A 19,855-nucleotide genomic window follows, 5' to 3' on the forward strand; every position below is an offset into this window, starting at 1 on the left:
TGGCGCCACTTAGCGTCTCCGTCGAATCGAATAAAACGATTCAATCGAAGGGAGTTGATCCCGCACCATGCCCGCCCCGCACAGCAGACCCGCCCCCTCCCGACGCCAGGTCCTGTTCACCGCGTCGGCCGCCACCGCCACCGCCGCGATACCGACCGCCTCCGTCGCGGCACCCCCGGCAGCCCCCGCCGCGGCGACGCCCCCGCCGTCGGGCGGTGCGCACCGCCGTCCAGGGCCCGCACTCGAGCCCTTCCCGCTCCCGGCCGTCCGCCTGCTCGACAGCCCCTTCCTCGCCAACATGCGGCGCACCTGTGCGTACCTCCTCTTCGTGGACCCCGACCGGCTGCTGCACACCTTCCGGCTCAACGTCGGCCTGACCTCGTCCGCCGAGCCCTGCGGCGGCTGGGAGGCCCCCGACGTCCAACTGCGCGGCCACACCACCGGGCACCTCCTCAGTGCCCTGGCCCAGGCCCACGCCAGCACCGGCGAGCGGGCATACGCGGACCGGGCCCGGCTGCTCGTCTCGGCACTGGCCGAGTGCCAGCGGGCGGCACCGGCGGCCGGGTTCCACCGCGGTTACCTCTCCGCGTTCCCGGAGTCGGTCTTCGACCAGCTGGAAGCCGGGGGCAAGCCCTGGGCTCCCTACTACACCCTGCACAAGATCATGGCCGGCCTCCTCGACCAGTACCGGCTCAGCGGGAACCGGGAGGCGTTCGACGTCCTGCTGGAGATGGCCGCCTGGGCCGAGGCGCGCACGGCGCCGCTGTCGCGCGAGCGGATGCAGAGCGTGCTCAAGGTCGAGTTCGGCGGCATGAACGACGTCCTCGCCCGGCTCCACCTGGAGACCGGCGACCCGGTGCATCTACGCACCGCGCGCCGCTTCGACCACGACGAGCTGTACGCGCCGCTCGCCGCCGGCCGCGACGAACTCGCCGGGCGGCACGCCAACACGGAGATCGCCAAGGTGGTCGGTGCCGTACCGGCCTACGAGGCCACCGGCGACCGGCGCTACCTGGACATCGCCGACACCTTCTGGACCACCGTCGTACGCCACCACTCCTACGTCATCGGCGGCAACTCCAATCAGGAACTCTTCGGACCGCCGGACGAGACCGCGAGCCGCCTCTCGGAGGTCACCTGCGAGAACTGCAACAGCTACAACATGCTCAAGCTGGGCCGGGACCTCTTCCGTCACGATCCGCGGCGCACGGAGTACCTGGACCACTACGAGTGGACGCTGTACAACCAGCTGCTCGGCGAGCAGGACCCCGACTCGGCGCACGGCTTCGTCACCTACTACACCGGGCTGTGGGCGGGCTCGCGCCGTGAACCGAAGGGTGGCCTTGGCTCGGCGCCCGGCAGCTACAGCGGGGACTACGACAACTTCTCCTGCGACCACGGCACAGGCCTGGAGACGCACACCAAGTTCGCCGACACCGTCTACTTCCGCACGCCGGGCACCCGCCGACCCGCGCTCCACGTCAACCTGTTCATCCCCTCCGAAGTGCGCTGGGACGAGCTGGGCGTGGCACTCCGCCAGGAAACCGACATCCCCACCGGCGATCGCACCCGCCTGACCGTCACGGCGGGAGGGGCCCGGTTCGCGCTGCGGGTCCGCATACCCGGCTGGCTGGCGTCGGGCGACGCTCGCGCCGAGCTGACGGTCAACGGCCGACACACCGGCAACCGCCTCGAACCGGGCACCTACACCACGGTGACACGTCACTGGCGGACCGGGGACCGCGTCGAACTCTTCCTGCCCCGCGTCCCCGTCTGGCGTCCGGCACCCGACAACCCGCAGGTGAAGGCGGTGTCGTACGGCCCTCTGGTCCTGGCGGGCGGCTACGGGGACACGCCGCTCGCGACGCTGCCGAACGTCCGTCCCGACACTCTGCGCCGCACGCCCGGCGAGCCCACCCGGTTCACCGCCCTGGCAGACGGCCGGAAGGTCGCCCTGCGCCCCTTCCACGAGGTCCACCACCAGCGCTACAACGTGTACTGGTCGGTCGCGCCCCCGCCTGGGCCCGCCGGTGACGTGGCCCGCTACCCCCTCGACGAGGGACACGGCATCTCGGTGGCGGACCGCACCGGGACGTTCGCCGACGGCTCCCTGGCCGGCGGCGCGACCTGGGACACCGGCGGCGACGCGACGGCGGTGACGCTCGACGGCCGCGGCGCGCACCTCGTACTCCCCGCCGGACTGCCCAGCGGCCTGGCGGAGCTGACCGTGTCCGTCCGCGTCCGCGTCGACACCCTCGCCCCCTCCGTCCGCGTCCTCGACCTCGGCTACAGCAAGGACACCTACCTCTTCCTCACGGCGACCACCGGCGCCGGACGGGCTCGCGCCGCCCTGAAGATCGCGGGTATGGAGGCCGAGGACTTCGTCGACGCCACCGGACCGCTGCCCCTGGGCCGATGGACCCACGTGACGCTCACCCTCGCCGACGGCACCGGTGTGCTCTACGTCGACGGCGCCGAAGCCGGTCGGAACACTGCCATGGTCGCCGGTCCCCTCCTGCTCGGCCGGACCAGCCGGAACTACCTGGGCCGGTCCCAGAACAGCACCCACCCGTACCTGCACGGCGCCGTCCGCGACTTCCGGCTGCACAACCGCGCCCTCGCCGCCCAGCAGGTGCGGCACCTCGCCCAGGGCTGATCACACCACCGCGGCCACCGCCGCCGCCCTTCGCCGCACCCCACCACCCAGGAGCACAGCCATGCCCGAACACCCCCTGTCCAGACGCAGGTTCGTGGCCGCGGCCGGTGCCACCGGCGCCCTCGTGGCCGTCGGCCTGCCCGACGCCGCGCACGCCGGCGGTTCACCGGCCGGACCGGCCCGGCAGGAGTGGGACGCCTGGTCCGCCCGGCACTTCGCCGACCCGCGCCACGACAGCCGCCCCACCGTCTACTGGTACTGGAACGGCCCCGTCACGCCCGAGCTGGTGGACCGCCAGCTCGCGGACCTGAGGTCCAAGGGCATGTACGAGGTGATCCTCTTCTCCTTCGACAACGCCGAGATGACGCCGGTGTTCTTCACCGAGGAGTGGTTCGACATCGTGGGCCACGTGCTGCGCACCGCCGCACGCACGGGCATGCGCGTCTGGCTGTTCAACGACGACCACTTCCCCAGCGGCCGGGCCGGAGAGTTCATCGTCAAGGGCGGACAGGTCGGCAGCCGCACCTACGCTCCCCGGCCCGAACTGCGCCTCAAGGCACTCGCCCGCTCCACCACCGTGGTGCGCGGGCCCGCGTCGATCGACCTCAGGCACAGCACGGGCGTCGGCGTGGAGGCGGGGCGGCTGGTCGCGGACGCCGCCGTCCTCGACGGCGCCGCCGTCCTGAGGGCGAGCACGGAGTGGGGGGACTGCGCCGTCACCGGCAGCGCGAAGGCCGAGCACGGAGCGGCCGGACTCCTCGTCCGGGGCTCGGCCGACGGGCGCACCGGATACGCCGTCGCCTTCGACCAGACCGGCGTGGTCACGGTGGAGCGGCTGACCGACGGTGCCGGACCGGTCGAGGTGCTGCGCAGCCCCCGCACCGACGGCTTCAACAAGACCAAGTTCCACACCCTCCGGATCAGCCTGAGCGGCACCGGCCTCTCCGTCACCCTCGACGGCAAGGACAAGGGAACCGTGGAGGACCTGGCCGAGGAGACGGGCGGGGTCGGGGTGCGCGCGGTTGGCGACCAGCGCGCCGTCTGGGAGAGCCTCACCGTCGAGTCGGCCGACGGCACCACCCTGTACACCGATTCCTTCGACCGCTCCGCCGCCGCGGGCGACTTCCCCGAACGCGCGCTGCCGCCCGGGAGTTTCACCGTCGCGGCCGCTGCCGCCCGGCCGACGGCATCGGGCGGCGCCACCGACGTCGTGGACCTGACCGACCGGCTCACCGGGAGCCACAGGTGGCAGGTTCCGGCGGGGGAGTGGCAGGTCGACCTCTTCGGCGGCGTGCTCCTCGCCGACGACAGCCAGGGATACAGCCGCAGTTACGTCGACCTGCTCGACGACGAACCCGTCGAGCTGTTCCTGGACATCGTCCCGGGCGAGTACCACCGCCGGTTCGGACGCTACTTCGGCACGGTCGTCCCCGGGTTCTGGGACGACGAGCCGTTCTTCGCCTCGGCCGAGGCCCACTTCAAGCGCCTGCCGTGGTCACCGACCCTCGACCGCGCCCTGCGCACCGTCGGCGTCGCACCCGGGACCGCCTACGCCGCCGCCTTCGACGACCTCGGCCGCTCCGGCCGCATCGCCCGCGGCAACTTCTGGAAGGCCGTCTCCGACCGCTTCGCCACCGCGTTCCGCAAGCAGGCCCAGTGGTACGAGAGGCGCGGCGTCGCCCTGATCACCAACCCGCTCTACGACGAGACCGCCCCCGCCAAGCGCATCGCCTCCACCGGCGACCTGCACAAGGTCAACCAGTGGGCCCAGGTGCCCGGCGGCGACATCATCACCGCCGAGTACGTGGCCGGTGAGCCCACCATGATCCCGCGCAACCCGGTGTCCGTGGCCCACCAGATGGGCCGCGAACGGGCCCTGCTGGAGATGTTCGGCAACATGGGCTGGCAGGTCACCCCGGGATTCGTGCACGCCACCGTCGGCGCGCAGGCCGCCCGCGGTGTCAACCTGACGGTGCTGCACGCACTGTGGACCGACGAGAGCCGCGTGTACTTCCCGCCGCCCTTCGGTCCCCGCGCCCCCTGGTGGTGGGCCATGCGGCCGCTCGCCGAGTGGATCGGCCGGGTCATGGAGGCCGGCCGCGGCACCTCCGCCGCCCGCACCGCGCTGCTGCAGCCGCAGCGGGCCGCCGAGCAGTGGACCGGCACGGACCGGCAGCAGGACGTGGACGCCCCGCTCAGCGACGCGGCCTACGCCCTGGAACGTGCCCAGGTGGACTTCGACCTGCTGCACGAGGGCGCCCTGACCCGGGACCCCGCGCTGCTGGCCCACGCCGAGGTCCGCGAGGCACGCCTGGTCGTCGGGGCGGCCGCCTACGACCTCGTCGTCGTTCCCGCCACACCGGTCCTGGACGCCGACGGCGTGCGCGTGCTGCGTGAGTTCGTCCGGGCCGGTGGCACCGTGATCGCGGTGGGCGCCCTGGACACCGAGGAGGCGGACGGCGGCGACCGCACCCTCGCCCACGGACTCTCCGAACTGTTCGGCGACCGGGTGCCCGCCCGCAGGTCCCTGGGCCGCGGACACGCCGTCCGGGTCATGGACACCGGCGCGCTCGGAGCCGCCGCCGTAGCCGCAGGCGCCGCGGCCGCCGTCCTGGACCCGGCCCAGGACGCCGTCCGGGTGCTGCGGGTACGCCGGGGCCCCGACACCGTCTTCCTGATCAACAACGAGAGCGGCACGCACGTGCGCACCGTCGCCGCGCTCCCGGCCACCGGCGTGCCCGAGACCTGGGACCCCGCGACCGGCACCGGCGGCCCCGCCCCCGTGTACCGGGCCACCAAGGACGGTGTGCGGGTGCCGCTGGAACTGGAGCCCTACCGGACCGCCGTCGTCGTGGTCCGCGGCGGCCACCGCGACCTGCCCCACCTGACCGGAGCAGCCCTGCCCGTCCTGTCCGTGGAACGCCAAGGCAACGCCCTGCGCGCCACGGTGGAGGCGACGGCGGCCGGAACCCACCGGCTCGTCGGCGCCGACGGCGGCCACCGCTACCACGGCACCGTGCGCATCGACGACACGCTCACCCCGGTGCCGGTGGAAGGCGACTGGACCCTCACCCTCGAACGCGAGGGCGCCGAGCCCGTCACCGCGCCCCTGGGCAGCTGGACGGAGCACGACGAGCTGTTCTCCGGCAGCGGCACGTACACCACCCGGATCGATGTCGACGCCGCCCGGCTGCACGGTCGCCGCGTCCTGCTGGACCTCGGGGACGTCCGCGACGTCGCGGAGGTGTCCGTCAACGGCACCGTCCTGCCGCCGCTGCTGTGGGCCCCGTTCGTCGCCGACGTCACCGGGCACGTCGGGGCCGGGCGCAACACGCTCCGGGTCCGGGTCGCCAACACGCTGGCCAACGAGCGCAAGAAGCCACTGCCGTCCGGCCTGCTCGGCCCGGTCACCCTGCGCTTCCGGCGCCGGACCACCGTCCGACTGCGCCGCGTCTGACACCACGACAACCCCGCCGCCCAGGAGCCGCCATGCCCAGAACGAACCCACCCGTCAGACACCGAACCGCCGCCGCCCTCGCCGGTGTCACCGCCTTCGTCACCCTGCTGGCCGGCGCGGTCACCGCCGACGCCGCGACCACCGGCACCATCGCCCCGTCCGGGCTGCGCACCCAGCACCTCACCGAGGCGCTCGGCATCGACGACACCACGCCCGAGCTGAGCTGGCAGACCACCGCCGGTGCCCGCAACACGCGCCAGGCCGCCTACCGCGTCCAGGCCGCCACCTCCCTCCAGCGGCTCCGCGCCTCCCGCCCCGACCTCTGGGACTCCGGGAAGGTGGAGTCGTCCGTGCCCGGGACGACGTACGCGGGCAAGGACCTGGGCTCGCGGGCGAAGGTCTACTGGCGCGTCATGCTCTGGTCCGGCAACGGCAACCGGCACAGCGGCTGGAGCACCACCGCCGTCTTCGAGACCGGACTGACCCGGCAGTCGGACTGGGACGCGCAGTGGATCACCCACCCCGACTGGCGCCTGAGCGACCGGAGGATCGAGCCGGTCGTCGTCCGCCTGCCCCGCACCACCGCCCGCTACGTACGACTCGACGTCACCCGGCTCGGCCTGCCGCTCGCCGAGTCCTTCCCCGACCGCACCTGGCGCCTCCAGCTCGGCGAGATCGACGTCCGCGACTCCACGGCCTCCACCACCGGGCTGGCCCGGGGCGCCGCCGTCACCGCGTCCGAGAGCAACACCGTGCGCAAGACCTGGGAACCCGCCCTCGCCGTCGACGGCCTGCCCAACAGCGCCCTGCAGACCGCCGCGGGCTACGCGAGCGCCGCGCACACCGGACCGGACGTCTCCGACGCGCCGATCACCCTCACCCTCGACCTGAAGACCACGAAGACCTTCGACGAGGTGGCGCTCTACCCCCGCGCCGACGTCCTCACCGACAACGGCCGGATCCCCGGCCTCCCCGTCGACTACACCGTCTCCGCCGCCGACGGCGCCGACGGGCCCGCCACCCGGCTCGCCGAGGTCACCGGCCAGCGGCAGCCCACCCCCTACCTGCCCGCCGGACTGCCCCTGCTCACCGACGACTTCACCCTGCCCCAGCGGGTCCGCAGCGCCCGCCTCTACCTCGCCGGGCTGGGCGTCTACGACGCGACCGTCAACGGCCAACCGGTGGGCGACGCGGTCCTCGAACCGGCCAACACGGACTTCGCCGAACGCGTCCAGTACGTCACGTACGACGTCACCGACAAGCTGCGCACCGGCGCCAACACCCTCGGCGTCGCCCTCGGCAACGGCATGTCCAACGTCATCAGCACCGCCGACCGCTACCGCAAGCTCTACGGCAACCTCAGCGACCCCAAGCTGATCGCCCGGCTGGAGGTGACGCTGGCCGACGGCCGGGTGCGCACCCTCACCAGCGGCGACGACTGGCGCACCACCCTGGGCCCGACCACCGCCTCCCACTGGTACGGCGGCGAGGACTACGACGCCCGGCGCGAGCTGCCCCGGTGGGACGAGCCCTCCGGCGACCGGCGCGGCTGGCGGCACGCGGTCGCCGTGGCGGGCCCCGGCACCGCCGACCGGCCCGCGCTGCTCAGCGCCCGGGAGACCGAGCCCGTCCGCGTCGTCGAGACGCTCAAGGGCCGCGAGGCCGACGGAGCCGAGGGCAGTCGCGTCTTCGACCTGGGCCGCAACATCGCGGGCTGGCCCGAGATCACCGTCCGCGCGCCGAAGGGCACCGAGATCCGCGCCTACCCGGCGGAGAGCCTGAAGGACGGCCACGCCTTCCAGTCCATCATCAACGTCGGTGCCCCCCTGTGGGACAGCTACACCACGGGCGGCCGGGGCGCCGAGACCTGGCACCCCCGCTTCGGCTACCACGGCTTCCGCTACCTGGAACTGCGCGGTGTGCCCGAGAACGCGACGGTGAGCGTCCGCGGACACGTCCTGCGCGCCGACAACACCTCGGCCGGCGACTTCACCAGCTCCGACCCGCTGCTCAACGGCATCCACGCGCTGATCCGCCGCTCCATCGAGGGCAACATGATGAGCGTGCTCACCGACTGCCCCAGCCGGGAGAAGCTCGGCTGGCTCGAACAGAACCAGCTCGTCTTCCCCGCCCTCGCGGGCAACTACGACATGCGGGCCTACCTCCGCAAGATCGTCCGGGACATGGCCGACGCGCAGACGCCGGAGGGGCTGGTCCCGAGCACCGTCCCGGAGTACACCAGCCTCCCGGGCGCCTACCGCAACGACTCCAACTGGGGCGGCGCCTTCGTCCTCGTCCCCTGGCAGCTCCATCTCACCTACGGAGACCGCCAGACCCTGAAGACGTACTACCCGGACATGCGGCGCTACGCCGCCTTCCTGGAGACCCAGGTCGCCGACGGCATCCTCGACTACGGCCTGGGCGACTGGTTCACCCCCGACCGGACCTTCCCCCGCGCCGTGGCGGGCACCTACGGCTACTGGCGGGTGGCCGACACCCTCGCCCGCATCGCCTCGCTCCTCGGCGACGCCGCCGCGGCCGACGAGTACCGGAGGAAGGCCGCCGCGAGCGTCGAGGCGCTGACGGCGAAGTACTACGACGCCACCACAGGTACCTTCGGCGGCGGCGGACACGGCGCCGAAGCACTCGCGCTGGACATGGGCGCCTACCCGGACGGCGAACGGGACCGCCTGCTCATGCACTTCACCGACGCGATCAAGGACGCCGGAAACCACCTGGTCCTGGGCGAGATCTCGCTGCCCGCCGCCTTCCGGGTGCTGAGCGGGGCGGGCCGCGACGACCTCGTGCACGCCATCGCCACGCAGACGACCAGCCCCAGCTACGGCTACCAGGTGCTCGCGGGCAACACGACCCTGGGCGAGTCCTGGGACGGCGGGCCAGGACAGTCCCAGAACCACTTCATGCTCGGCGCCATCGACTCCTGGTTCACCACCCGCGTCGCGGGCATCGCGCAGACCGAGGAGTCCGTCGGATACGCGAAGCTCCTCATCGACCCTGCGGTGGAGGGCGACATGACCTCCGCGGCCGGCTCCTACCGCACCCCGTACGGCATCGTCCGCACCGACTGGGAACGCTCGGACGACCGCTTCCGCCTCACCGTGGACGTCCCCGCGGGCAGCACCGCGGAGGTGCACCTACCCGCCGCCGGCATCCGTGCCGACGCACCCGACGGGGCGCGGCTGCTGCGCCTGACCGCAAGGGAGGCCGTGTACGAGGTCGGCTCGGGCCACTGGACCTTCCGGTCGACCATGGCACGCGGCCGCTAGGACACGGAGCCCGGGCGGGGCGGCCGACGTACGTCGCGGCCGCCCCGCCCGGCATGTCGCGGCCCGTGCCGCGGTGACGGTCGGCGAGGATTCCGTCCGGGGCCCGGTCGAGGCGAAGGAGAGGACCACGGAGGCCAATCGGTGTCGGGATCTCCCGCCGGGTTCGGGGCAGCACGCGGACGCGTGGACCGCGCGGCTGCTGACCTTCTCCGCGGGCGCCGTCAACGCCTGGGGGTTCCTCGCCCTCGGGGGCGTCTTCACCAGCGTGGTCACCGCCAACTCGGCGTTGACCGGGGTCGGTCTGGGCGGTGCGGACCCGGCGCTCGGCGCTCTGGCCGCCGTCGCGGTGCTCTGCTACGTGCTCGGCGCGGCGGGAGCCGCCTGGGCGGCGAGCCGTGCCCAAGGGGGCGGCCGACTGCGCCCGGCGGACTTCCTGCTGCTCGAACTTCTGCTGCTGTGGGCCGTCGTGGGGTGGTGGCTCGCCGTGCGCGGGGACCCGTCGGGCGGGGAGCGCACGGCCATGCTGGGCACGGTGGCGGCCGCGATGGGCTGCCAGAACGCCGGTGTCCGCGTCGCGCTGGGCGCGCGGGTGCCGACCGCGTACCTGACGGGCCTGCTGACCGGGGCCGTGGCCGAGGCGGTGACTGCGCGGCGGGTCCAGTGGCCCGCCCTGGCCACGATGACGCTGCTGATCCTGGGTGCGGCGGCCGCCACGCTGCTGGAGGGCCTGCTGCCCGGCGCCGTCCCGCTGCTCCCCGCGCTACTGGTGACGGCGGCGTGGCTCAACGCGCACGCGCGCACGGGGGCCCGGCTCGATCCTTGACGCGCCGCACCCCCGTGTCCGCCCGGCCGCGGAGCGCGCGGTCAGTCCAGGTGTCCCACCCGGAACCGGGCCGTGTCGAACTCCAACTCGAAGTAGGCGCCGAGGTGTTCGTTGACCAGGCGGGGCCGGGCCAGGCCCGCCGCGTCGGGCTCCAGCGCGTGCTCGTAGACCTGCTCGACGAAGCCCGGCAGCGGGGCGGGCATCTCGGTGTCGGAGACGCCCTGCGCGGCGACGCTGTCGCTGCGCCACAGGGTGCGGTGCGGCGGCAGCTCGTAGCGCGCGCCCTCGTCGCCCACCGGTCGTCCCCACTCGCGGGCCGTGGCAAGGGACCGGTATCCGGTGATGCGCATCGCTCTCCAACGAGTGACTCATAACTTGTGATACGAGTGATGACCTCGACGTGCTCGGCTAACCTGGGGTCATTGGACAGCAGGGCCGGGCGAACCTGCACGAACATCGGGAGTCTCTGACCAGATGATCAAGCCATCCGCGGACACCACCGCCGTGTCCCGCCCGCAACGGCGTCGGCCACCGCTCGCAGCCGCCGTCGTCCAGAGCCTCGTGAGGGCCATCGTGCTCGGTGAGTACCCGCCGGGCACGGCCCTGCCGTCGGCGGGTGAGCTGTGCGAGGAGTACGAGGTGAGCCGGACCGTGATCCGGGAGGCGACGACGTCGCTCGCCGAGAAGGGCCTGGTGGCGACCCGTCAGGGCTGGGGGACGGTCGTCCTCGGCCAGGACCGGTGGAGCCTGCTCGACCCGCTCGTCCTCGACGCGCTGTTCCAGCGCGAGGACCGCCTGGTCTACCTGGACAACCTCATCGAGATCAGGACCACCCTGGAGTGCGCCATGGCCGCCCGTGCCGCCGGACTCATCGAGGAGGAGCAGGCGGCTGCGCTCTCCGCCAAGCTCGACGAACTCGCGGGCCTGATCGACGACCCCGCGGCGTACTCGCGCGCGGACATCGAGTTCCACGAGATCATCCACCGTGCCTCCCGGGACGCGTTCGGACGGGCCATCGTCTCCAGCATCCAGGGCAAGGCCGTGCGGTCCCCGCAGTACAGCGGGGACCCCACCCGCGAGGACATCGAGCTGACCCACGCGGCGCACGCCCGGGTCGCCGCCGCGGTGCTCGCCGGGGACGGCGATGCTGCCGCCGAGGGGATGCGCGAGCACATCACGTCGTCGTGGGCCCGCCGCCGGCCGGGCGACGTGCCGGACGAGTAGGAGGCCGTGACGAGGCGGCCGTCCGATCCCCTCCGCGCCGAGGTACCAGTTCCACTCCGCGACCCACGCGGCCCCGTACGCCTCGGCCACCGAGCCGGAGCCCGAGAACTTCAGCGAGGCCCGCGGTGGCGTCGGGGCCCAGGATCCAGTTCGGGTGGGACCGCTCGTGGAGCAGGGTGCGCACACCCACCGCGGCGGCCTCCGGGTTCGCGGCGGCGGGCCCCAGTCAGTCGTAGGCGGCGACCGCGGGATTCCATACGTGCAGATGGGCGTCGACGACCGTCATGACCGCCCCCGGGGGGTGGACGGCCGGTCGGGGGCCTCCGGGACCAGGCCGAGGTCCGCCAGCTCCGCCCAGAGCGCGTCCGGTACGCGGGCCGCGAGCCGCTCCGCGTTCGTGCGGGACTGCCGCGCGTCGCGGGCGCCGAGCACCACCGACACGACCGCCGGGTGCCGCAGCGGGTAGGCGATCGCGGCCTCGGGCAGTGTGACGCCGTGGCGTCCGCAGACGTCCGCGAGAGCGTCGGCCCGGGCGATCAGCTCGCGGGGCGCGGGCAGGTAGTCGTAGGTGGCGTCGGACGGCGGGCGGTCGGTCGCGAGCAGGCCGGAGTTGTAGACGGCGGCGGCGACGACGCCGACCCCGCGCTCCCGGGCGAGCGGCAGCAGGTCCTCCCGCGCGGACGGGTCGAGCAGGGTGTGGCGGCCGGCCACCATGACCAGGTCGACGTCCGAGCGGCGGACGAACTCGGTCAGCATCGCGGCCTGGTTCATGCCCACGCCCACCGCCTTCACCACCCCCTGCTCGCGCAGTTCGACGAGGGTGTCGACGCCGGTGGTGGAGGCCTGCCGCCAGTGGTCGTCGGGATCGTGGAGGTAGACGATGTCGACGTGGTCGAGTCCGAGCCGGGTCAGGCTGCTCTCCAGGGAGCGCAGGATGCCGTCCCGGGAGAAGTCCCAGTCGCGCCGGAAGGAAGCGGGCACCGCGAAGCCGCCGTCGTCCTGCCGGTGCGCGGTCTCCGGGCTCGGCACCAGAAGCCGGCCCACCTTGGTGGACACGGTGTACTCGGCCCGTGGACGCCGGGCGAGGGCGGCGCCGAGGCGGCGTTCCGACAGCCCGAGCCCGTAGTGCGGGGCGGTGTCGAAGTAGCGCACGCCGCTGTCCCAGGCCGCGTCGACGGCGCCCTGGGCGTCCGCGTCGCTGGTCTTCCGGAACAGGTTGCCCAACTGGGCCGCGCCCAGCCCGAGTTCGGTCAGTGCCGGTCCGCGTGCGGGGGTACGGGAACGCATCCGCCTCACCACACCCTCGTGCGCGCGGAGGCCGCGAGGTCCTCCGGGTGGGCGAAGGGGCGGCCCGCCGCGAACCGCTCCACCTCGTCGGCGACGGCGTCGCCGATGCGGTGCAGTTCCCCGCCCAGCGAACCCGCCAGGTGCGGGGTCAGCACCACGTTGTCCAGCGTCCACAGCTCACTGCCGGGGTCCGGCGGCTCAGGGTCGGTGACGTCCAGGACGGCGTCGATGCGGCCGGTGCGCACCTCGGCGAGCAGGGCGTCCTGGTCGACGACGGCGCCCCGCGCGGTGTTGACGAGCGTGGCGCCGTCCGGCATCAGCGCCAGCAGGCCCGCGTCGATCCGGCCGCGGGTCGCGGGAGTCAGGGGCTGGTGCAGGGACACCACCCGGCTGCCCGCCATCAGCTCGTCGAGCGGGACCAGGTGCGCACCGAGGGCCTGAGCCTGCTCCGCCGTGAGCGTCGGGTCGTACAGGAGGACGTCGAGGTCGAAGGGGCGCAGCAGGGCGAGCACCGCGCGGCCCACGGTGGAGGCGCCCACGATGCCCACCGTCTGCCGGTAGTTGCCGCGCCCGGCGTACGCGCCGAAGTGGTCGGGTCGGGTCCGCGAGGCGCGGTAGCGGCGCTCCTCGGCGAGGACCCGCTTGTTGGCCAGCAGGATCATGGCGAGGGTGTACTCGGCCACGGGCCCGCGTTGGCGGCGCGGGCGTTGGCCGCGACGACGCCGCGGGCGGCGAAGGCGGCCGGGTCCTCCAGGCAGGTCGCGGCGACCCCGCCCGCGTAGACCACGGCCCGCAGCCGCTCGGTGCGGTGCAGGTGCTCGGCCCGTACGAGGGGCGCGTCCCAGCCCGCGACGAGGATCTCCGCACCGGCCAGCGCGTCGCGGGAGCGGGCGGAGTCCAGTTCGCCGAGGACCAGTTCGGTGTCGATGTCGGTCGCGCGGCGCAGCCGGGCCAGGGCGTCCTCGTCGAAGACGGCGCGGACCAGCCGGGGGTTCATGGCGAAGACGGCACGTGGTCGCGTCACGGCGTGCTCTCCCTCTCGGTGCGCTCACTACGGGCGGGACGGTGGACGGGGCCGGACACGGCGGGGGAGGCGATGCCCGGGAAGACGCGCCCGGCCGGACCGGGGGGACCGGGCTCGGGCACGAGCCGCAGACCGGCATCACGGGGGCGTACGTGCGGGCCATCGGGGCGGGGCCGCCGGTGCCCCCTTCCCTCGCCCCAACCTACAGCGGCGGGGCGGTGTTGGATGGGGCGCATGAGTCAGACGACAGCTGCCCTGCGCCTGCGGCGGGCGATCGCTCGGACCCGGCGGGTGACCCGAGACCGCGCCCCCGTCGGGTGCCGCCCGGAGGAGGCCGACGACGTGCGGGGCACCTTCGCCACGGACGGGGCACTCGGCTTCGACCCCTTTCCCTTCCTCCGGGCGCTGTACGACGCCGGATCGCGGGCGGTGGTCATCGGCCAGGTCGCCGGCATCATGCACGGTTCCACCGAACTGACCGGGGACCTGGACCTGTTGTGGGAGGGCACCCCTGACGAGGCGCGCGCCCTGCGTGCCGCCCTCGCCGCCTGCGGCTGCACCGAACCGCCGGATCTCGGCCGCGAACAGGTCGGGTACCGGGTCACCGGAGCCGACGGAGACCTGTGCACCCCCGTCCTGCGCTGGGGCGACCTGGATGTGACACCCTGCCTGGCCCGGGCCCAGACCACGCACGACCCGGAGGGCTTCGCCGTCCGCTACGCCGCGCTCGACGACCTGATCCGAATGCGGCGGGCCCTCGGCCGCCCGAAGGACCACCGCCGCGCGGACGAACTCGCACACCTGCGGCGGACTCCGCCGCACTCCGGCTGAACGACCGGCCGGAGTGCGGCGGCATCAGCCCACGGAGAGCCTGATCAGCCCGTCGTGCGCGTGCGGTGCGCCCTGCACCGTCACCGCGACGTACCGGGCCGAGCCCGCACGGGTGAGCCGGCGGACGCGTCCGCGGCCGTCCAGGGTCCCGGCACGCTGATAGCGCACCCCGTCGGTGCTGAACTCCACGCGGGCCGCCGGAGCCGCCCCGGTCCTCCACTGCGCCTCCACCCAGCGCACGTCGGTGCGCGCCCCGAGGTCGACCACCATGCGGCCGTCCCGGCCGGACTGCCACGCCGTGTCCGGGTCGCCGTCCACGGCGGCGTCCGGACGGGACATCCCCGGCGGCAGCGGACTCGTCGGGAAGGTGTTCCGTCCCAGGGCGTGGTCGTGGTGCGGGAAGGGCTGCGCATCACGCAGCGTCACGCGGGTCTCGCGTCCACCCCGCACGACGGCGTCGGTGCGGCGGCCCTGCGCCTCGATCCGCAGCCGGCAGTGCGCGCCGGACAGGATCAGCGTCGCCCCGTCGACCACCCGGACCCGCAGCCCGGACGGCAGTGCCCGGCCGGACAGCGCGGTGAGGGTGAAACGCGGCGCGAGCAGCGAAGCCGACGCCGCGTCCAGCCGTGCACGGTAGTCGACGCCGTCCCGGGTCACCGTCTGCTCGCCCTCGTAGACCTCTCGGCGTCCGCCCCGCTGCGGCACCGCGACCCGCGTCTCCACGTCCTGCGCCGACAGGTTGAACAGGCTCAGGTACCCGTCCACCCGCGCCGCGCGGACCCGGCCGTCCTCGGCCGTGGGCGCGGCGCTCCCCGCCAGCCCGCGCAGCTCGTCGGCGGACACACCGCAGTGCCCCTCGATCACGAGCGGTTCCCGTGCCCCCTCGGCCGGGACGATCGTGTCGCCGTACACGGCCAGCGTCTGCTCGTCCCCGCCGCGTACGACCAGCCCGGCACGGCCGTCGACGTCGAGCCAGCCGCCGCGGCTGCGCAGTGACGGGGCCGGGCCGGTCGCCAGGTCGGTCCACCGCTCGCCGTCGGACGAACCCTGCATGCGGTACGAGCGACCGGCGGCAGCCTCCCAGCGCAACGTGACACGGTCCAGCGCACGCTCGGCGCCGAGGTCCACCGCCCACCAGCTGTCCGCGCGCTTGCGGTCCTCGCGGGAGACCGCCCAGCGGCTCCGGGCGTCGCCGTCCACCGCCAGCCCCGGCGCCATGCCGGCCGACTGCGAGGAGGCCGTCGCCGTGCCTCCTCGCGCGAGGTCGGAGCCCTCGGCCCCGTCCCGCACCTCGACCGCGTACAGCGAGTACCCGTACGTCGGGTCGGGCTGAACGCCCAGCATGCGGATGTGCCGCACCGTCGTCCGGGTGAAGGCGAGTTCGTCGACCCGCCCCGCGGCCGAATCCGTGGCGTCCTGCGCGCGGACCGTGGCCGAACCCTCCGCGAACCGGTAGGTGCGGCTGCCGTCGAGGCCCGCCACACCGGGCATCGTGAGGTTGTGCACGTCGAGCCGCGAACCGCCCGCGACCGGCCCCTCGCACGCGTAGACGACCCCGCCCGTGGGGAGCGTCGCGTACCCGGCGAAGCTCTCGCCCAGACGCAGCACCGTGGCGCTGCCGTCGAAGCCGTCCCGCAGCGCGGTGTGCACGCGCACCGTCCTGCCGGTGACCTCCGCGGAAGTCGAGGGCAGGAACATCGGGGTGTCGCCGCCGAGCCGGAACAGCCAGTCGTCGTGCGCCGGCTGCCAGGCGAACTTCACGAACCCGCGCTTCGTCACCGCACCCGCCCAGGCGGCGGGCGACTGGTGGGACACCAGGCCGGGGCCGGTCCCGAAATCGGTGACCCCCGACGCGTGCGCGAACAACTCCTCGCGCGACAGGGGACGTACCCGCGGCCCCGCATCCGGCCACACGTGCAGCAGATAGCTGATGGCGAGTTCCGCGCGCGCCTCGGGCTCGTACTTCGGCTCGCCCGAGAACTTCGCCAACCGGTACTCCGGCGGATACGCCTGGTAGGCCTCGAGCCGCGAGGCAAGCTCCGTCTCCGCGCGGGCCGCCGCCCGGTCTCCCACGACCCGGGAGAGGAAGGCCAGCGGTATGACGTCCCTGCCGTACAGGTGCTCGCGGTCGTCCACCATCGGCATCAGCGGCTCGCCCGCGTCCGACATGACGCCCAGCAGCGTCCGCCACAGCGGCTCCGCGTTGGGCTGCCTGGTCAGAACCTCGGGCAGGGGCCGTCCCGCCGCGAGGAAGTGCGCCGCGTTACGCCCCGAGGTGCGCCACATCTCCTCCTGGTAGTGGGGCCCGAACGAGCCGTGGTTCTCGACGATGAAGGTGTCGTACGCGTTGTGCGCGGTGTTGTGCGAGACCGGGACCCCGTCCACCCGTGCCGGGTTGGCCAGGTCGGCGGGCGGCAGGCCGCCCTCGTTGCGCGACCAGGTGCCGTAGTCGGTCGCCCAGTCGGCGCGGCGCCGGTCGTCCGGTGCCCAGGCCAGCGCCGGAGCGAGGGTCTGCGCGTAGAGCCCCATCTCCTCCAGCTTGGTGTCGCCGACGTACCCGCCCTTGAGCCCGTTCGGCGTCCAGTCGCCGGAGGCCGGGTCGTCGCCCGTGCCCAGCGCGTGCGTGTACGCAGCCTGTTCGCGGGTGATGGTGTCCACCGCGGAGCGGGTGGCGGCGTCCAGCTCGTCCCACAACAGGTGCGCCGCGAGGATGAAGTACGACTGGAAGGTGGTGTCGAAGAACAGCGTGCGGCCCCACTGGGTGCCGCCCGTGAGCCGGTTGGAGGCGGCGAAGTGGCGCAGGGTCGCCAGCGTGCGGCGCCGGAGCGTCTCCCGGTCGATGCCGGCCGCTTCCTCGTCGAAGGTCCCGTGCGTCAGCAGGACGGCGTGCCCGAGGACGACGGCGAAGCCGAAGTACTGGTCGGTGTACGTGCCCTTGGCCTCGTCCCACTGTGTCTCGGACCAGCGGGTGTGCCGCAGGAGCACGCGGTGGTACGTGGCGGCGACGTCGTCCGGCGGGTCGACGGCCCGGGCGGAGCCGGAGGACGAGGAGGAGGCGGCGGCCGAAGGGGACCCCAGGGCCGGTTGGAGGGCGGCCGCGGCGCCGGTCGCACCGAGGATACGCAGCAGGAGCCTGCGGCCGAGAGGGACGGATATGGGGCCCATGATGGTCCTCTTCACCAGGCGACAACGTTGTCAACGAGGATCATCCTCGAACGACCCGGAGCGGCGTGTCAATGGGCGAGGACCAGGCAGGTCGCCCCTCAGTCGCGCTGGAGCGCGCGGTCGTGCTCCCGGACGGCGATCCTGGCCAGCTTGGTCAGCATCATGCCGTTGCGGACCTCGACGAGGTAGTCCACGGGCAGTCCGTGCATCCGGATACCCGGCCCCCGCAACGCGTGCCAGTCCAGAACGAAGAGCGTGGCATCGCCCCAGGGCATCAGCTTCATGGCGATGCGGGCCGCGCCGAACGGCTCGGCCTTCGCCTCCAGTTCCAGGCGGCGCTCGGGTTCGCAGACGCGGACGACGCAGGTGTCGTCGAGGACCAGCGGGCCCGCACCGACCCGTACGCGCAGCCGGGCGCCCACCTGCGGCCAGTGCGGGTCCGCGGCCAGGACCTGCTGGGTGCCGGTCACCCACTCCCCGTAACGGTGTCCGTCGGCCAGCAGGCTCCAGACCTCGGACGGGGTACTCAGGATCAGGCGACGGTTCCGGGCCAAGCTGAACACGCTCCCTCAGGACGACGGAGCCTCGACACTAGGCCCGGCGGACCGGCCGCCCCGGGGAACGCGCCGGGGCATGGGCCCGTCCGGAGGAGCGGCCCCACGCCCCGGAGAACCACTGGGCGAGGTCGCTACGCAGCGCCGCCGACGACGATCCCGTCAGCTCTTGACCGCCACCCCGCAGACGGACACGTCGGCCGTGGGTTCCTCGGGCCGGTCGGGGTCCGGGCGCCAGGAGGCCGTGGAGACGACTCCGGGCTCCACGAGGTCGAGCCCGGTGAAGAAGGCCGCGATCTCCTGCGGGGAGCGCAGATGGTAGGTGTTGGCCGACTGCCCGTTGTAGACCTCGACCGCCCGGTTGAGCGCCTCGTTGCCGTTGGTGCCGTCGCTCAGGGCCAGGTAGCTGCCCGACGGCAGCGCCGCGAGCAGTGTGCTCAGCAGCTCCGCGGGACGCTCGGCGTCGGAGATCTGCCCCATGATCCCGAGTGTGGTCAGCGCGACCGGACGGCTGAGGTCCAGGGTCTTGGCGGCTTCGGCCAGGATCCGTTCCGGGTCCCTGACATCGGCGTCGACGTAGGCGCAGGTGCCCTCCGGGCTGCTGGTGAGCAACGCCTGAGCATGGGTGAGGACGAGGGGGTCGTTGTCCACGTACACGATGCGGCTCTCCGGCGCGATGCGCTGGGCCAGCTCGTGGGTGTTGTCCGCGGTGGGCAGTCCGGTGCCGATGTCGAGAAACTGGCGGATGCCGACCTCACCCGCCAGGAAGCGCACCGCGCGTGCCAGGAACCGTCGTTGCAGCCGGGCTGCGGCGGCGAACTCCGGGAACGTCGTCAGGATGACCTCGCCGGCCTCGCTGTCGACGGGATAGTTGTCCTTGCCCCCCAGCAAGTAGTTCCAGACGCGGGCGGAGTGCGGACGATCGGTCTGCAGCCTCGCCCCGACTTCTTCACGCCGATGAGTCATGGGCGAAGCTTTGCGCAGTCCTGCGCCGCAGTGAGCGGGGGCCGCAGACCGAGCCACTGCTCGGCGTCCCAGGCCCGGAACCGCTCCAGCTCGGTGAACCCCAGCTTCGCCGCGAGGCGCATCGAGCCGGAGTTGGCGGTCTGAGTGGCGAGCACCACCGGCTCGCCGGGAAGGGCGCCGTCGAGCCAGCCGAGTGCCGCCGCGCACGCCTCGGTGGCGTACCCGTGTCCCCAGGCCCGCGGCAGGAACAGATAGCCGAGATCGAGCTTCCCCGCGGCAACCGGACGAAGATGCTCCGTCGCCCTTCTGAGCAGGACCTGGCCGATCATCACCCCGTCGAGATCGACGACGAAACTCCCCGGCCACCGCTCGGGCACCACGGGCAGCTCGCGCTCGACCTCGTCACGCGGCCGGGGGCCGCCGAGATAGGTGTGCACCTGCGCCGATGCCAGCAGCTCGACGAACACGGCACGGTCCCGGGCCTCGGACGCACGCAGCAGCAGCCGCTCCGTCCTGATCGGCGCGGGCGGCCAGGCGACGGGCCCCAGGGCTGACATGCGCGAAGGCTAACAGCCCCGCGG

General features: G+C 73.5%; 12 protein-coding genes and 1 pseudogene. 6 read left to right on the plus strand and 7 right to left on the minus strand.

Annotated features, from left to right (window positions below; all coding sequences use genetic code 11):
• The first annotated feature begins 67 nt into the window (after window positions 1–67).
• From ACGH52_RS37125 to ACGH52_RS37140, 4 genes are all read left to right on the plus strand, one after another.
• Window positions 68–2,656, plus strand: coding sequence for a beta-L-arabinofuranosidase domain-containing protein (locus tag ACGH52_RS37125; RefSeq protein ID WP_399945962.1), 2,589 nt, complete (start codon window positions 68–70; stop codon window positions 2,654–2,656).
• 61 nt (window positions 2,657–2,717) lie between these two features.
• Entirely contained in the window at window positions 2,718–6,113 is a 3,396-nt protein-coding gene (locus ACGH52_RS37130) for a glycosylhydrolase-like jelly roll fold domain-containing protein (RefSeq protein ID WP_399945965.1), read from the plus strand.
• A 32-nt stretch (window positions 6,114–6,145) separates the two neighbouring features.
• The gene (locus ACGH52_RS37135; protein ID WP_399945968.1) at window positions 6,146–9,400 is read left to right on the plus strand and encodes a family 78 glycoside hydrolase catalytic domain; all 3,255 of its coding nucleotides are present in this window, start codon (window positions 6,146–6,148) and stop codon (window positions 9,398–9,400) included.
• Window positions 9,401–9,473: 73 nt separating this feature from the next.
• Window positions 9,474–10,223, plus strand: coding sequence for a DUF1275 family protein (locus ACGH52_RS37140; protein ID WP_238696953.1), 750 nt, complete (start codon window positions 9,474–9,476; stop codon window positions 10,221–10,223).
• A 41-nt stretch (window positions 10,224–10,264) separates the two neighbouring features.
• Here the strand turns inward: ACGH52_RS37140 and ACGH52_RS37145 are convergent, their stop codons facing one another.
• Entirely contained in the window at window positions 10,265–10,573 is a 309-nt protein-coding gene (locus ACGH52_RS37145; protein WP_238696952.1) for a DUF4432 family protein, read from the minus strand.
• A gap of 124 nt (window positions 10,574–10,697) precedes the next feature.
• Between ACGH52_RS37145 and ACGH52_RS37150 the strand changes: the two genes are divergently transcribed.
• Window positions 10,698–11,447: a FadR/GntR family transcriptional regulator gene (locus ACGH52_RS37150; protein ID WP_399945972.1), complete on the plus strand. Its 750-nt coding sequence runs from the start codon at window positions 10,698–10,700 to the stop codon at window positions 11,445–11,447.
• 282 nt (window positions 11,448–11,729) lie between these two features.
• On the opposite strand, the gene ACGH52_RS37155 is transcribed toward ACGH52_RS37150, so the two are convergent.
• Entirely contained in the window at window positions 11,730–12,734 is a 1,005-nt protein-coding gene (locus tag ACGH52_RS37155; protein WP_399945975.1) for an aldo/keto reductase, read from the minus strand.
• Between the two features lie 5 nt (window positions 12,735–12,739).
• Window positions 12,740–13,758 (minus strand): annotated as a pseudogene (locus ACGH52_RS37160) (hydroxyacid dehydrogenase).
• A 234-nt stretch (window positions 13,759–13,992) separates the two neighbouring features.
• Here ACGH52_RS37160 and ACGH52_RS37165 point away from each other — a divergent pair.
• A complete protein-coding gene (locus ACGH52_RS37165) occupies window positions 13,993–14,589 on the plus strand; it encodes a hypothetical protein (protein ID WP_399945978.1) in 597 nt (198 codons plus the stop codon).
• A 24-nt stretch (window positions 14,590–14,613) separates the two neighbouring features.
• On the opposite strand, the gene ACGH52_RS37170 is transcribed toward ACGH52_RS37165, so the two are convergent.
• The 4 genes from ACGH52_RS37170 to ACGH52_RS37185 all read right to left on the minus strand — a co-directional run bounded on the left by ACGH52_RS37170 (window position 14,614) and on the right by ACGH52_RS37185 (window position 19,831).
• The gene (locus ACGH52_RS37170) at window positions 14,614–17,754 is read right to left on the minus strand and encodes a discoidin domain-containing protein (protein WP_399945981.1); all 3,141 of its coding nucleotides are present in this window, start codon (window positions 17,752–17,754) and stop codon (window positions 14,614–14,616) included.
• 98 nt (window positions 17,755–17,852) lie between these two features.
• Window positions 17,853–18,308 carry an SRPBCC family protein gene (locus tag ACGH52_RS37175; protein WP_076972774.1) on the minus strand — a complete coding sequence of 152 codons (456 nt, stop codon included), beginning with the start codon at window positions 18,306–18,308 and terminating at the stop codon, window positions 17,853–17,855.
• A gap of 162 nt (window positions 18,309–18,470) precedes the next feature.
• Window positions 18,471–19,274 (minus strand): SAM-dependent methyltransferase, encoded by an 804-nt coding sequence (locus ACGH52_RS37180; RefSeq protein WP_399945984.1) that lies wholly within the window; start codon window positions 19,272–19,274, stop codon window positions 18,471–18,473.
• Window positions 19,271–19,831: a GNAT family N-acetyltransferase gene (locus tag ACGH52_RS37185; RefSeq protein ID WP_171986961.1), complete on the minus strand. Its 561-nt coding sequence runs from the start codon at window positions 19,829–19,831 to the stop codon at window positions 19,271–19,273. Before ACGH52_RS37185 ends, ACGH52_RS37180 begins: the two co-directional genes overlap by 4 nt.
• Window positions 19,832–19,855: the final 24 nt, after the last annotated feature.

The organism is Streptomyces sp. BBFR25, assembly GCF_044590125.1.
Taxonomy (GTDB): domain Bacteria; phylum Actinomycetota; class Actinomycetes; order Streptomycetales; family Streptomycetaceae; genus Streptomyces; species Streptomyces canus_D.